Source organism: Achromobacter sp. 18P8.1.1 (genome assembly GCF_057799415.1).
On the sequence record NZ_JBYOKH010000068.1, the window covers coordinates 19036 to 33438 of the forward strand.

9 protein-coding genes and 1 pseudogene are annotated in these 14403 nt (G+C 63.9%); 8 read left to right on the forward strand and 2 right to left on the reverse strand.

The features are described from left to right. Positions 1–8 precede the first annotated feature (8 nt). From nuoL to AC27VE_RS28355, 5 genes are all read left to right on the forward strand, one after another. Positions 9–2042, forward strand: coding sequence for an NADH-quinone oxidoreductase subunit L (gene nuoL / locus AC27VE_RS28335; protein ID WP_488705602.1), 2034 nt, complete (start codon positions 9–11; stop codon positions 2040–2042). After that, positions 2039–3541: an NADH-quinone oxidoreductase subunit M gene (locus AC27VE_RS28340; RefSeq protein WP_488705603.1), complete on the forward strand. Its 1503-nt coding sequence runs from the start codon at positions 2039–2041 to the stop codon at positions 3539–3541. Before nuoL ends, AC27VE_RS28340 begins: the two co-directional genes overlap by 4 nt. A gap of 9 nt (positions 3542–3550) precedes the next feature. Further along, complete coding sequence (gene nuoN / locus AC27VE_RS28345) at positions 3551–5035, forward strand: NADH-quinone oxidoreductase subunit NuoN (RefSeq protein ID WP_488705604.1); 1485 nt, start codon at positions 3551–3553, stop codon at positions 5033–5035. A gap of 13 nt (positions 5036–5048) precedes the next feature. Next, complete coding sequence (locus AC27VE_RS28350) at positions 5049–5378, forward strand: DUF2818 family protein (protein WP_488705605.1); 330 nt, start codon at positions 5049–5051, stop codon at positions 5376–5378. A gap of 326 nt (positions 5379–5704) precedes the next feature. Further along, the gene (locus tag AC27VE_RS28355) at positions 5705–7966 is read left to right on the forward strand and encodes a TonB-dependent receptor (protein ID WP_280025669.1); all 2262 of its coding nucleotides are present in this window, start codon (positions 5705–5707) and stop codon (positions 7964–7966) included. A gap of 71 nt (positions 7967–8037) precedes the next feature. Here the strand turns inward: AC27VE_RS28355 and serB are convergent, their stop codons facing one another. Both serB and mfd read right to left on the reverse strand, forming a co-directional pair. After that, entirely contained in the window at positions 8038–8895 is an 858-nt protein-coding gene (gene serB / locus AC27VE_RS28360) for a phosphoserine phosphatase SerB (RefSeq protein ID WP_088587948.1), read from the reverse strand. 23 nt (positions 8896–8918) lie between these two features. After that, on the reverse strand, positions 8919–12383 hold the full coding sequence (mfd, locus tag AC27VE_RS28365; RefSeq protein ID WP_488705606.1) for a transcription-repair coupling factor: 3465 nt from the start codon (positions 12381–12383) through the stop codon (positions 8919–8921). Positions 12384–12430: 47 nt separating this feature from the next. On the opposite strand from mfd, the gene ispD reads away from it, so the two are divergent. The 3 genes and pseudogenes from ispD to AC27VE_RS28380 form a co-directional block, all read left to right on the forward strand. After that, a complete protein-coding gene (ispD, locus tag AC27VE_RS28370) occupies positions 12431–13114 on the forward strand; it encodes a 2-C-methyl-D-erythritol 4-phosphate cytidylyltransferase (protein ID WP_006223767.1) in 684 nt (227 codons plus the stop codon). Beyond that, positions 13111–13602: a 2-C-methyl-D-erythritol 2,4-cyclodiphosphate synthase gene (gene ispF / locus AC27VE_RS28375; protein WP_427959940.1), complete on the forward strand. Its 492-nt coding sequence runs from the start codon at positions 13111–13113 to the stop codon at positions 13600–13602. The genes ispD and ispF overlap by 4 nt, the downstream gene beginning before the upstream one ends. Positions 13603–13735: 133 nt before the next feature. Then, positions 13736–14403: pseudogene (locus tag AC27VE_RS28380) on the forward strand (DUF4344 domain-containing metallopeptidase); the annotation flags it as partial.

A 14403-nucleotide genomic window follows, 5' to 3' on the forward strand; every position in this document is an offset into this window, starting at 1 on the left:
GGAAGAAAATGTCTAGCTCACCCAATCTCTACTTGCTCATCGCGCTGGCACCGCTGGCCGGAGCAATTCTCGCGGGCCTTTTTGGCACCGGCTTCCTGGGCCGTCCGATCGGCCGTCGTGCCTCGCACGTCATCACCATCCTGGGCGTGCTCATCTCCGCCATCGGTTCGGTGGTGGTGCTGGCCGACGTGCTGAACGGCCTGCGCTTTGACGGCGCGGTCTACACCTGGAGCCTCATCGGCCAGACCAAGCTGGAAATCGGCTTCCTGATCGATCCGCTGTCGGCCATGATGATGGTCGTGGTGACCTCCGTGTCGCTGATGGTGCACATCTACACCATCGGCTACATGGCGGATGATCCCGGCTACCAGCGCTTCTTCTCGTACATCTCGCTGTTCACGTTCTCCATGCTGATGCTGGTGATGTCGAACAACATGGTGCAGCTGTTCTTCGGCTGGGAAGCGGTGGGCCTGGTGTCGTACCTGCTGATCGGTTTCTGGTACACCCGCCCGACGGCCATCTTCGCCAACATGAAGGCGTTCCTGATCAACCGCGTCGGCGACTTCGGCTTCGTGCTGGGCATCGGCCTGTTGTTCGCGTACGCCGGCACGATGCACTACGGCGAAGTGTTCGCCCAAGCCGACAAGCTGGCCGCGATGACCCTGCCGGGCTCGGACTGGATGCTGCTGACGGTGGCGTGTATCTGCCTGTTCATCGGCGCCATGGGCAAATCGGCGCAGGTCCCCCTGCACGCCTGGCTGCCCGACTCGATGGAAGGCCCGACCCCGATCTCCGCGCTGATCCACGCCGCCACCATGGTGACGGCCGGCATCTTCATGGTCGCGCGCTTCTCGCCGCTGTTCGAACTGTCGGACGTGGCGCTGTCGTTCATCATCGTGATCGGCGCCATCGGCGCACTGTTCCTGGGCATCCTGGGCATCATCCAGACCGACATCAAGCGCGTCGTCGCGTACTCCACGCTGTCGCAGCTGGGCTACATGACGGTTGCGCTCGGCGCATCGGCCTACTCGGTGGCGATCTTCCACCTGATGACCCACGCGTTCTTCAAGGCGCTGCTGTTCCTGGGCGCGGGTTCGGTCATCATCGGCATGCACCACGACCAGGACATCCGCAACATGGGCGGCCTGCGCAAGTACATGCCCATCACCTGGATCACCTTCCTGCTGGGCACGCTGGCCCTGGTCGGCACGCCGTTCTTCTCGGGTTTCTACTCGAAGGAAAACATCATCGAAGCCGCCGGCCACGCTAACGTCTGGGGCGCAAGCTTCGCGTACTACGCCGTGCTGATCGGTGTGTTCGTGACCTCGCTGTACTCGTTCCGCGTGTACTTCCTGGTCTTCCACGGCAAGGAACGCTTCGACACCAGCGACCACGGCCACGGCCATGGCCACGACGACCATGCTCATGATGACCACGATCACGGCCACGGCCATCATGGCGGCAAGCCCCATGAGTCGCCCTGGGTGGTCACGCTGCCGCTGATCCTGCTGGCGATTCCGTCGGTGCTGGTTGGCGCCTGGGCGGTCGACCCGATGCTGTTCGGCAAGTTCTTCAACGGTGTGATCACGGTGCTGCCGCAGCATCCGGCCATGCACGAACTGAACGAAGAGTGGCACGGCTGGGTCGCCTATGGCCTGCATGCCTTCCAGACCCTGCCGTTCTGGCTGGTCGTGGCAGGTTTCGTCATCGCCTGGTATTGCTACCTGATCAACCCCAAGGTTCCGGCCGCGATCAAGTCCAGCCTGTCTGGCGTGAACAAGGTGCTTGAGAACAAGTACTACGTGGACTGGGTCAACGAGCAGATCATCGCTCGCGGCATGCGTGCCCTGGGCCGTGGCCTGTGGAATACCGGCGACCGCGGCATCATCGACGGTTTGCTGGTCAACGGTAGCGCCCGCGTGGTGGGCTGGGTGGCTGCGGTCAGCCGCCACCTGCAGTCCGGCTTCATCTATCACTACGCGTTCGCGATGATCATCGGCATCATGGCGCTGGTGACTTTCTTTGTGCTGATTCCCCAATGATGGCAAGCGAGATGGCATCCAACACTTTCCCCTGGCTCACGCTTGCGATCTTTGTCCCGATCGTATTCGGCCTGCTGGTGCTGGCGGTGGGCCGTGACGACCGTCCCGGTCTGACGCGCGGCCTGTCGCTCGCCGGCGCCGTTGCCGGTTTCCTCGTCACGATTCCGCTCTACACCGGTTTTGACAACACCACGGCCGCCATGCAGTTCGTGGAGAAGGCTTCCTGGATTGAAGCCTTCAACGTCAACTACCACCTGGGCATCGACGGCATTTCGCTGTGGTTCGTCCTCCTGACCGCGTTCATCACCATCATCGTGGTGCTGGCCGGCTGGGAAGTCATCACCAGCCGCGTGGCGCAGTACATGGCCGCCTTCCTGATCCTGTCGGGTCTGATGGTGGGTGTGTTCGCCGCGCTGGACGGCATGCTGTTCTACGTGTTCTTCGAAGCCACGCTGATCCCGATGTACATCATCATCGGTGCGTGGGGCGGCGATAACCGTATCTACGCAGCGTTCAAGTTCTTCCTGTACACGCTGATGGGCTCTCTGTTGACCCTGATCGCGTTCATCTACCTGTGGCACGCCTCGGGTGGTTCGTTCGACATCCTGACCTGGCACAAGGTCAAGCTGGGCCAGACCGAGCAGATCCTGATCTTCGTGGCGCTGCTGGCGGCTTTCGCGGTGAAGGTGCCGATGTGGCCTGTCCACACGTGGTTGCCGGACGTTCACGTTGAAGCGCCCACGGGCGGCTCCATCGTGCTGGCTGCGATCATGCTGAAGCTGGGCGCCTACGGTTTCCTGCGCTTCTCGCTGCCGATAACGCCGGACGCTTCGCACAGCCTGGCTGGCCTGATGATCACGCTGTCGCTCGTCGCGGTGATCTACATCGGCCTGGTGGCGATCATCCAGGAAGACATGAAGAAGCTGGTGGCCTATTCGTCCGTGGCCCACATGGGTTTCGTGACGCTGGGCTTCTTCATCTTCAACACGGCCGGCGTTGAAGGCGCCATCGTGCAGATGATCTCCCACGGCTTCGTGTCCGGCGCCATGTTCATGTGTATCGGCGTCCTGTACGACCGCATGCACTCGCGCCGCATCGCCGATTACGGCGGTGTGGTCAACGTGATGCCGCGCTTCGCCACGTTCTTCATCCTGTTCTCGATGGCCAACAGCGGCCTGCCGGCCACCAGCGGTTTCGTCGGCGAGTTCATGGTGATCATGGGCGCGGTCGAGCACAACTTCTGGATCGGTCTGTTGGCGGCTACCGCCCTGATCCTGGGTGCTTCGTATTCGCTGTGGATGGTCAAGCGCGTGGTCCTGGGCGACATCGCCAATGACCATGTGCGCGAACTGACCGATATCAACCGCCGCGAATTTGTGATTCTTGGCGTGATGGCGATCGCCGTGTTGTACATGGGGATCTATCCCAAGCCCTTCACCGACGTGATGCACGTGTCGGTCGAGGCCCTGCTGCAACACGTTGCCGTCTCGAAACTGTAAGACAAGACAATGATGCAATCCCAAATCGATTTCGCCCTGGCGACACCGGAAATCCTTCTGCTGGTTTTCGGCCTGGCTATCCTGCTCGTCGACGCGGTCAGCAATCACCCTGAGCGCAAGCCGACGTTCCTGCTGACCCTGCTGGCCTTGGGCGTGCTGACCGTCGTGTCGGCCGTGCAATGGAAGAATGGCGTTGCGGGCGCGACGTTCCACGGGCTGTACGTCACCGACGAACTGTCGCACCTGCTGAAGATCGCGTCCTACATCGCCGTGGGTGCCACCCTGGTCTACGGCCGCGTGTATGCGCAAGTCCGCGACATGCTCAAGGGCGGCGAGCTCTATGTTCTGACGCTCTTCGCGCTGCTGGGCCAGATGGTCATGATCTCCTCCGGGAACCTGATCTCGATCTACCTCGGCCTGGAACTGATGTCGCTGGCGCTGTACGCGCTGATCGCCCTGCGTCGCGACGACGTCGTGGCCACCGAAGCCGCCATGAAGTACTTCGTGCTGGGCGCGCTGGCCTCGGGCTTCCTGCTGTATGGCATGTCGATGGTCTACGGCTCCACGGGTCACCTGGACCTGGCTGAAATCTCCAAGGTCATCGCCGCCGGCAAGGCCGAAAAGATGGCGCTGGTGTTCGGCATCGTGTTCCTGGTGTCGGGCCTGGCATTCAAGCTGGGTGCGGTTCCGTTCCACATGTGGGTGCCGGACGTCTACCAGGGTTCGCCGACCGCGGTCACGCTGATCCTGGGCGGCGCGCCCAAGCTGGCGGCCTTCGCCATCACGCTGCGCCTGCTGGTGGACGGCCTCCATGGCCTGGCCGCCGACTGGCAGCCGATGCTGATGATCCTGGCTGTGCTGTCGCTGGCCATCGGCAACCTGACCGCCATTGCGCAGACCAACTTCAAGCGCATGTTGGCGTACTCGACCATCTCGCACATGGGCTTCGTGCTGCTGGGCCTGATGTCGGGTTCCGTCGCCGGCAAGCCGGAACTGTCGTCCGCCGCCTACGGCGCGTCGCTGTTCTACATGCTGACCTATGTCCTGACCACGCTGGCCAGCTTCGGCATCGTGCTGCTGCTGTCGCGCCAGGGCTTTGAGTGCGAGCAGATCGACGACCTGAAGGGCCTGAACCGCCGTAGCCCGTGGCACGCCGCCATCGTGCTGCTGCTGATGTTCTCGCTGGCCGGCATTCCGCCGCTGGTGGGCTTCTACGCCAAGCTGGCCGTGCTGCAAGCACTGATCAGCGCCGGCCACGTGACGCTGGCCGTGATCGCGGTGCTGTTCTCGCTGATCGGCGCGTTCTACTACCTGCGTGTCGTCAAGGTCGTGTACTTCGACGAGCCGGCGGCCAACGCTGCACCGATCGCCGCCACCTGCAGCCAACGCGGCCTGCTGTCGATCAACGGCGCCATGATGCTGGTGCTGGGCCTGCTGCCGGGCGGCCTGATGGCGCTGTGCGTCCAGGCCATCCGTTCGTCGCTGAGCCTGTAAGCGGATACCAGCCATGAACCAGACGCTGGCGGTATGGCTGTTGATTGCGCTGGCTTTGGTCAGCGCGAACCTCCCGTTCCTGACGGAGCGGGTGTTCGCCGTCCTGCCCTGGAAGCAGGGCGGGGAAGCCGCGATCAAGCCGTTCTGGCTGCGTCTGCTTGAAGTGCTGGTGTTCTACGCCATTGTCGGCGCACTGGGGTTTGCGTTCGAATCCACATTGGGCAACCGCTTTGCCCAAACCTGGGAGTTCTACGCAATTACCCTGAGCTTGTTCCTGGTGCTGGCCTATCCGGGCTTCGTGTACCGCTACTTGTTCAAACGGCATCCTCGTCTGCGCACCTGAAGGCCCGCCAAGCCACCAAACGCCCCGTCAGGGGCGTTTTTCTTTTGGGTCCGTGAAATGCGCTTGATCGCGGCCAAAAACGCTTGGTGGCGTTTCCAGGCATGCCTCTAGCGGTACCGGATTTGGCCCTTCGTATTGTGAGATCCGTCACTGTTAAGTTCCGTTATAAAGCGCGATTAATAACGAACGTGCATCCATAAGTGTTGTTTTTTCATCTTTAGCATGAGGGAAATGCTTTCATTCAGGTTTCATTCAGTGGGCAGGATCAAAATCGCAACCGGTAAAAAAACAAGAATCGTTGCTATTCATATTCTGGAGAAGCTGGTTTGAAGCCCCAAGATTCGTATTCGCTGAATACGCTCACTACCTCGCTGGCCGCCGCCATCGCCGCGCCCGCCCTGTTCATCAGTCCCTACGCCGCCGCGCAGTCTGCGGATTCGGGCGTGACGCAGCTTGCCCCGGTACGGGTGGAAGGCGAAGGGTCTTCCTACCAGACCAGCACGGTGCCGTCGCCTAAGATGACCGCACCCTTGCTGGACACCCCGCGCACGGTGCAGGTCGTGCCCAAGCAGGTGATCCAGGATCAGGCGGCGTCCACGTTGCAAGACGTGCTGCGCAATTCGCCTGGCATCACGTTCGGTGCCGGCGAGGGTGGCCGCCCGGGGGGCGACCTGCCGATCATCCGTGGCCAGAATGCCGCCGGCAGCCTGTTCCTGGACGGCATCCGTGATTCCAGCACCCAGGTGCGCGACACCTTCAACCTGGAACAGGTGGAAGTGATCAAGGGCCCGGACTCGGTGTATTCCGGCCGCGGCGGCGCGGGCGGCAGCATCAACATGGTTAGCAAGGCGCCCAAGGCGACGGACTTCACTGAAGCCACGGCCCAGATCGGCACGGACAACAACTACCGCGCCACGATCGACAGCAACTGGCGCCTGGCCGACAAGGCAGCGTTCCGCCTGAACGTGATGGGCAACAAGGGCGATGTGCCGGGCCGCGACGATGCCGTCAATTTCGAGCGCTGGGGCGTGGCGCCGTCGCTGATGCTGGGCGTTGGCACGCCGACCCGCATCACGTTGAGCTACTACCACTACCAAGACGACAGCATGCCGGATTACTCCATTCCGTATGACCCGAAGACGGGCCAGCCGGTGACGGAGACGATGGGCGTGAGCCGCAAGACGTTCTATGGCCTGAAAGGCCGGGACTTCATGAGCACGCGCGACGATGTCGCGACCGTCGATTTCCAGCACGATTTCTCGGACAAGCTGCAGCTGCGCAACGTGACCCGCTATGGCCGCGGCACGACCGATTTCGCCGCCACCAACCCGGACGACAGCAAGGGCAACGTGCCCAACGGCCTGGTCTACCGCGCGTTGAAGTCGGGCTACTACGTCACCAAGAGCTTTGCCAACCAGACGGACCTGACGGGTGAATTCGATACCGGCAGCCTGAAGCACACGTTCGACCTGGGCTTTGAATACAGCAACATCAAGCAGGACAAGGACAGCTATACCCAAAGCATCGCCAACGGTCCAATGGCGTGCAAGGTGAGTGCCACCGACCTGTCCAACCCGGCCTTGTGCGCGTCCCTGTGGAATCCGGATCCGGGCACCGACTATACCGGCCACCTGACCCGCGCCGACAATCCGGCCCGCTACAACACGGACACGGTGGCGTTCTACGGCTTCGACACCATCAAGTTCAACGAGCAATGGCAAGCCAGCCTGGGTGCGCGCTGGGACAACTACCGCACCAGCGGCAGCAACATCGCAAAGGGCCGCAACGATCCGGCGTCCACGCCCGCGTTCTACAGCACCAGCCGCGAAGACAACCTGTTCAACTACCAGGTGGGCCTGGCCTACAAACCCGTGCCCAATGGCACGATCTATGCCACGTACGGCACGTCGTCCACGCCTTCCGCGATCGCAGCCGGCGCCATCAGCGATGCCGCGTCGATCACGAGCTCGTCGCTCGAGCCCGAAAAGAGCCGTACGGTTGAATTGGGCACCAAGTGGCAGGTGTTCGACGACCGCCTGACCCTGTCGGCAGCGGCGTTCCACGACATTCGCAAGAACACCAGCGTGGCCGTGTCCGCCACGGAAGTGTCGCAAGTCGGCGAGGCCAAGGTGCGCGGCATCGAACTGGGTTTCTCGGGCAACATCACGCCCAAGTGGAACGTGTTCGGCGGCTACACCTTCATGGACAGCGAAGTGACCAAGGGCGCCTACAACAGCGGCGCCGTCGGCCAGGACCTGCCCAACACGCCGCGCAACGCCTTCAGCCTGTGGACGACCTACAAGGTGCTGCCCAAGCTGACGGTTGGCGGCGGCGCTTACTACGTGGACAAGCAGTTCGGCAATGCGGATGCCTCGAGCAACGCCGACGGCACGCCCAAGGCGCGCTGGGTCCCGTCGTACTGGCGCTTCGACGCCATGGCCGGCTACGAATTCAACGAGCACTTCTCGGCGCAGTTGAACGTGCTGAACCTGTTTGACGAAACCTACTACACCAAGGCCTACGCGGCGCACTATGCCGCACTGGGCACGGGCCGCGCGGCATTGCTGTCGCTGAAGGTCCGATACTGATCCGCCTTTCACCATGAAAAAAGCCACCGCAAGGTGGCTTTTTTCATGGTGACGATACCGTCTGTGGCCGATCAGCCTTCAAACCAGTTCAGCACGCCGTCCAGGCCCGTCACGTTCAATGCGTAGCGGGTCTGCTCGCGCACCAGCGGCTTGGCGTGATAGGCAACCGGAAAGCCCGCGGCGCCCAGCATCAGAAGGTCGTTGGCGCCGTCGCCCATCGCGATGATCTGCTCTTTCGTGGCGCCATGCGTGCGGGCGAACTCGCGCAGGTAGACGGCTTTGGCGGAGGCGTCGAGGATGTCGCCCACGACCTGGCCGGTCAGCAAGCCGTTGTCGATCTCCAGCGTGTTGGCGTGCGCGCTGTCGAGCTTTAACCGTTCGCGCAGGCGGTCGGTGAAGAAGGTGAAGCCGCCGGAGACCAGCAGGACCTTGATGCCTGCGGCCTGGGCGGTACTGATCAGCCGCTCCGCGCCCGGGTTCAGCCGCAGCTTTTCCACGTAGACCTGTTCCAGCGCTTCGGCCGGCACGCCTTTGAGCAGCGCGACCCGGCGGCGCAGGCTTTCCGCGAAGTCCTTGATCTCGCCGCGCATGGCGGCTTCGGTGATCTCGGACACCTTGTCTTTCACGCCCACCACGCCCGCGATCTCGTCGATGCACTCGATGTTGATCAGCGTGGAGTCCATGTCCATCGCCAGCACCTTGCATTGCGACAACTTGAGGCCCGCGGGCAGAAAGGCCACGTCCACGCCGTTGCGCTCGGCCCAGGCGACGACTTCCGCGCGGGTCAGGGCGTCGTGCTGCACGTCGAGCAGGCGGGCGGCGGTGTTGCTGATGCGCGCCACGCCCTGGGCTTGCGCCAGGGCGGCCAGCTGTTCCGCGTGTTCGATGGTCAGGCCGGGAGATTGGACGACAAGGTGATGGGTAGTCATAAAGTTGCGAAGGTTGGCGGGGTTCACTTCAAGGCGCGCAGCACGACGCGCACGGCGTCGGCGCGGGCGGCGATCTGCGCGGCCTTGATCTCAATCCGCAATTTATCCTGTCCTGCCAGTTTGATGTTGCGTTGGCGTTGCACAAGTTCAATGATCCGGCCCGGATCGACGGTGGTCTTGGGGCCGAATTGCAGCAAGGCCTGCGTTTCGCTGGCGTCGATCTTGACGATGCCCAGCGGTTGCGCGGCCAGGCGCAGGCGGTGCGTGGTCAGCAGCGTCTGCGCGGCTTCGGGCAGTTTGCCGAAGCGGTCGATCAGTTCTTCCTGGATGTGGATGAGATCGTCTTCGTCGGCGGCGTGAGCCAGGCGCTTGTAGATGCCCAGGCGCGCATGCACGTCGGCGCAGTAGTCCGAAGGCAGCAGCGCGGGCGCATGCAGGTTGACTTCGCAGGCCAGGTTGAAAGGCGCGTCCAGGTCGGGTTCCTCGCCCGCGCGCAGGGCGCGGACGGCTTCGTTGAGCATCTCGTTGTACATCGAGAAACCCACTTCCTGGATGTTGCCCGATTGCGAATCGCCCAGCACTTCGCCCGTGCCCCGGATTTCCAGGTCGTGCATGGCCAGGTAGAAGCCGGAACCCAGTTCCTCCATGGCCTGAATCGCCTCGAGGCGCTTCTTGGCGTTGGTCGTGATGGCGTCTTCGCCTGGCGTCAGCAGGTAGGCGTAGGCCTGATGGTGCGAACGCCCCACGCGGCCGCGCAACTGGTGCAGCTGGGCCAGCCCGAAGCGGTCGGCGCGGTGGATGACGATGGTGTTGGCGCTGGGCACGTCGATGCCCGTTTCGATGATGGTCGTGCACAGCAGCACGTTGTAGCGCTGCTGGTAGAAGCCCTTCATCACCTGTTCCAGCTCGCGCTCGGGCATCTGGCCGTGGGCGACCGCGATGCGGGCCTCGGGTACCAGTTCTTCCAGGCGCGCGCGGCGGTTGTGGATGGTCTCGACTTCGTTGTGCAGGAAGTAGCACTGGCCGCCGCGCTTGAGTTCGCGCAACAGGGCCTCGCGCAGCGTGCTGCCGTCTTCGCGCCGCACAAAGGTCTTGATCGCCAGGCGCTTCTGCGGCGCGGTGGCGATGACGGAGAAGTCGCGGATGCCTTCGAGCGACATGCCGAGCGTGCGCGGGATCGGCGTGGCGGTCAGCGTCAGCACGTCGACTTCGGCGCGCAGCGCCTTCAGTGCTTCCTTCTGGCGCACGCCGAAGCGGTGCTCTTCGTCGATGATGACCAGTCCCAGACGTTTGAATTTCACATCTTTGGACAGGATCTTGTGCGTGCCGATAACGATGTCGACCCGGCCGTCGTTGATGCCTTCGACGGCGGCCGCCACTTCCTTGGCCGACCGGAAGCGCGACAACTCCACCACGCGCACCGGCCAGTCCGCGAAGCGGTCCGAGAAGGTCTGGGCATGCTGTTCGGCCAGCAGGGTGGTGGGGCACAACAGGGCAACTTGCTTGCCGTTGGCCACCGCCAGGAAGGCCGCGCGCAGCGCCACTTCGGTCTTGCCGAAGCCCACGTCGCCGCAGACCAGCCGGTCCATGGGGCGGCCAGAGGTCATGTCTGCCAGGACGGCTTCGATGGCGGCGGCCTGGTCGGCCGTCTCTTCGAAGCCGAAGCCTTCGGCAAACGCCTGGTAGTCGTTCAGCGGCAGGTTGAAGGCGAAGCCTTCACGCGCGGCGCGCTGCGCATACAGCGCCAGGAGCTCGGCCGCGGTGTCGCGCACCTGCTTGGCCGCCTTGCGGCGCGCCTTGTCCCATTGGCCGGAGCCCAGTTGGTGCAGCGGTGCGGCTTCCGGATCGGCGCCGCTGTAACGGGCGATCACATGCAGCTGCGAGACGGGCACGTACAGCGTGCTGCCGTTGGCGTATTCAAGATGGAGGAATTCCATCTCGCCTTCGCCCATGTCCATGTTGACCAGGCCGTGGTAGCGGCCGATGCCGTGCTGCGCATGGACGACGGGGTCGCCGGCGCGCAATTCGGACAGGTCCCGAACCATGGCTTCGACGTTGCTGGCGCGTTCCTGGTCGCGCTTGCCGCGGCGGCCGGTGTTGGCCAGGCCGGGGTACAGGTCGTTTTCGGTCAGGAAGGCCAGATTGGCCTGCGGCAGCCCGAAGCCGGTGGCAAGCGGCGCGGCGACGATGCCGAAATTCGCGTCGGACGCCAGGAAGGCTTCGATGGTGTCCGGTTGCGCGTCAGGCGTGACGCCGAACTCGTTCAACATCTGCACCAGGGTCTCGCGCCGGCCGGCGGAGTCCGCGCACAGGAGCACGCGGGTCTGGCGTGTTTGGACCAGCGCGCGCAGCTTGGCGATCGGATCGTCGGAACGGCGCGCCACGCTGACGTCGGGCACCGCGCGGAAGTCGGGATGCGGCTCGCCGGCGGTCAGCGACAGGCGGCGGAACTCCTTCAGGCGGGTGTAGAGCGTTTCGCTGTCCAGGAACAGCGCGGACGGCGGCAGCACCGGGCGTTCGCGGTCGCTTTTCAGGAAGCCGTAGCGGCTGGACGTGTCGTGATTGAAACGCTGGATCGCGTCGTCGATATCGCCGACCGTGACGGTGACCGTCCCGGCCGTCAGGTAATCGAAGAGCGTCGCCGTTTCCTCGAAGAAGAGCGGCAGGTAGTACTCGACGCCGGCAAACGGGATGCCGTTGCCGATGTCCTTGTAGGGCAGGGCGCGGGACGGATCACCTTCGAATATTTCGCGAAAGCGCGCGCGGAACCGGGTGCGCGAATCCTCGTCCATCGGGAATTCGCGGCCGGGCAGCAGCTGGACCTCGCGTACCGGGTACAGGCTGCGTTGCGTATCCACGTCGAAACTGCGGATGGTTTCGATCTCGTCGTCGAACAGGTCCAGCCGGTAAGGCACCGCCGACCCCATGGGGAACAGGTCGATCAGCCCGCCGCGCAGGCAGAATTCGCCCGGCGCCGTCACCTGGGTGACGTGGTTGTAGTTGGCCAGCGTCAGTTGCGCGCGCAGGGCGGCCTCGTTCAGCTTGTCTTTCTGCTTGAACGAGAACGTGTAGGCCGCCAGGAACGAGGGGGGTGCCAGCCGGTACAGAGCTGTCGTGATCGGCACCGTCAGCACGTCCACCGTCTTCATCATCAGCGAGTGCAGCGTGTGCAGGCGCTGGGAAATCAGGTCCTGGTGTGGCGAAAACGCGTCATAAGGCAACGTTTCCCAGTCGGGCAGCTGGCGCACGCGCAGGTCCGGGGCGAACAGCTGGATCTCTTCCGCCAGGCGCTGGGCCTCCAGCGGCTCGGCCGTCAGGATGACCAGCGGTGCGGCCGCCTGCCGTGCCAGATCCGCCAGCAGCCAGGCGTCTCCCGAGCCCGGCGGGCGGGGCTGCGCGTAGCGCGCGCCGGGTTTCAGCGCGGACAGGGTAGGGGCGGTCGCCGGGACGGGCGGCGCGGCGGTGGCGGGGGAAGTGGGGGTGGGCATCAGGGTGGAAGCAGGCATCAAGCGGAAGATTATAAAATCACCGCACCATGTCTGACTCAATCATTGCAATCGTTCCCGCCGCGGGTGTCGGCGCCCGCGCCAGCCAGCCTGGCGCGCAGGCCGTGCCCAAACAGTATCGTCCATTGGCCGGACAGCCCATGCTGCGCCACGCCGTGCGCGCGCTGCTGGCCGACGACCGGGTGTCCCAGGTGCGCGTGGCCGTGACGCCGGGCGACGGGTGGGTGGACGCGGCCCTGGCCGGCCTGCCCCGGACGGTGTGGCGGGCCTGTGGCGGCACGACACGGGCCGATACCGTCGCCGGCGCCCTGGCAGACAGCGGCGTGGCCGACGATGCCTGGGTGCTGGTCCATGATGCGGCCCGTCCCGGCCTGCCAGAGGCCGCGCTGCGCCGCCTGATCGACGCCTGCCTGGCCGATCCGGTGGGCGGCCTGCTGGCGTTGCCCGTGGCCGACACGGTCAAGGGCGGGCACGAGCGGGTGGAGCGCACCCTGGACCGCAATGGATTGTGGTTGGCGCAGACGCCGCAGATGTTTCGGGCCGGCGTGCTGCGCGATGCGCTGACGGCGGCCTCCGTGAATGGCGTGACCGTCACCGACGAGGCGTCGGCCCTCGAGGCCGCCGGGTACGCGCCGTTGCTGGTCCCGGGCGCCTTGCGCAACTTCAAGGTGACGTGGCCGGATGATTTCGAACTGATGGAAAAATGGCTATGAGCATTCCTTTTCGCGTCGGGCAGGGCTTTGACGTCCACGCATTGGTCGAAGGCCGTCCGCTGATCATCGGCGGGGTCACGATCCCGCACACGCATGGCCTGCTGGGGCATTCCGATGCGGACGTGCTGCTGCACGCGATCACCGACGCGCTCCTGGGCGCCGCTGGCCTGGGCGACATCGGCCGGCACTTCCCCGACACCGATCCCGCGTTCAAGGGCGCAGACAGCCGCGTGCTGCTGCGCGAGGCGATGGCGCGGGTGCGCCGCGCGGGATGGATACCGGTCAACATCGACGCCACCCTGCATGCACAAGCCCCCAAGATCGGCCCGCATGCGCCGGCCATGGTGACGAACATCGCCGCTGACCTCGGCCTGGCAGAGACCGAGATCAACATCAAGGCCAAGACGAACGAAGGCTTGGGTTATCTGGGCCGCAAGGAAGGCATTGCGGCCACTGTCGTTGCCTTGCTGGCCCGCGCGGAAACCTGACGATGTTCCATCGTAAATGCAATGAAATTCCATTGCATTTACTTTGCTATACATCTTTAACAAATGAATAAGCAGGTCAAATTGATCTGGAATATTCTGCGCTACCTCAATCTGCCTACATAGAGAATTTCAGATGCGTTTACGTGGCGTCGCGCTGTTTTCGGTCCTCGTTGCATTGGGTTCGCCCGCACACGCTGCGTTTGAACAACAGTTGGGGCCCCTGGCAGGCGTCGTCGGTCAGCAGATGATCCAGGGCTGGACCGCCGCCGTGCAGGATGGCTGGTTCACGTTGCGCAACGTGGCGACGCCCGGCAGTGAACAAACGCTTTACCTTCCGGTCGGACCGGCCCCCGAACAGGGGCGCGTGACCGATGTGAATGTGGTCGTCAATTCGCAGAATCCGAAGGCGTCCATTGGCGTGGCGCTGAGCAATCCCGCGAAGAAAGGCTTGTGCCTGATCGAGATCACGGCCGACAAGAAAACCATCCTGTTCTGTCTTGAAGGTCAGAACCGTCGCGACATCGCCACGGTTCCCAACCTGGCCAAGCTGGATGGCTCGGACCGCATCAAGGTGGTCGAGTTGCCGGGCGCAGCCCGGTTCATCGTGAACGGCAAGATCATCGGCGACGTGACCGATTCTTCCGCCGTGGGCGGTGACATCGGCATCATGGCTTACGACGTGGGCACGTTCGGCATTGCGGACTTTTCGATCAATACCGACTTGGCGCCCCGGCAGGGCTCGCCTGCGCAACAAGGCGGCGGCTTGCCCCCGCGCAGCGGCGCTGGCGCGCCGGCGCCGCA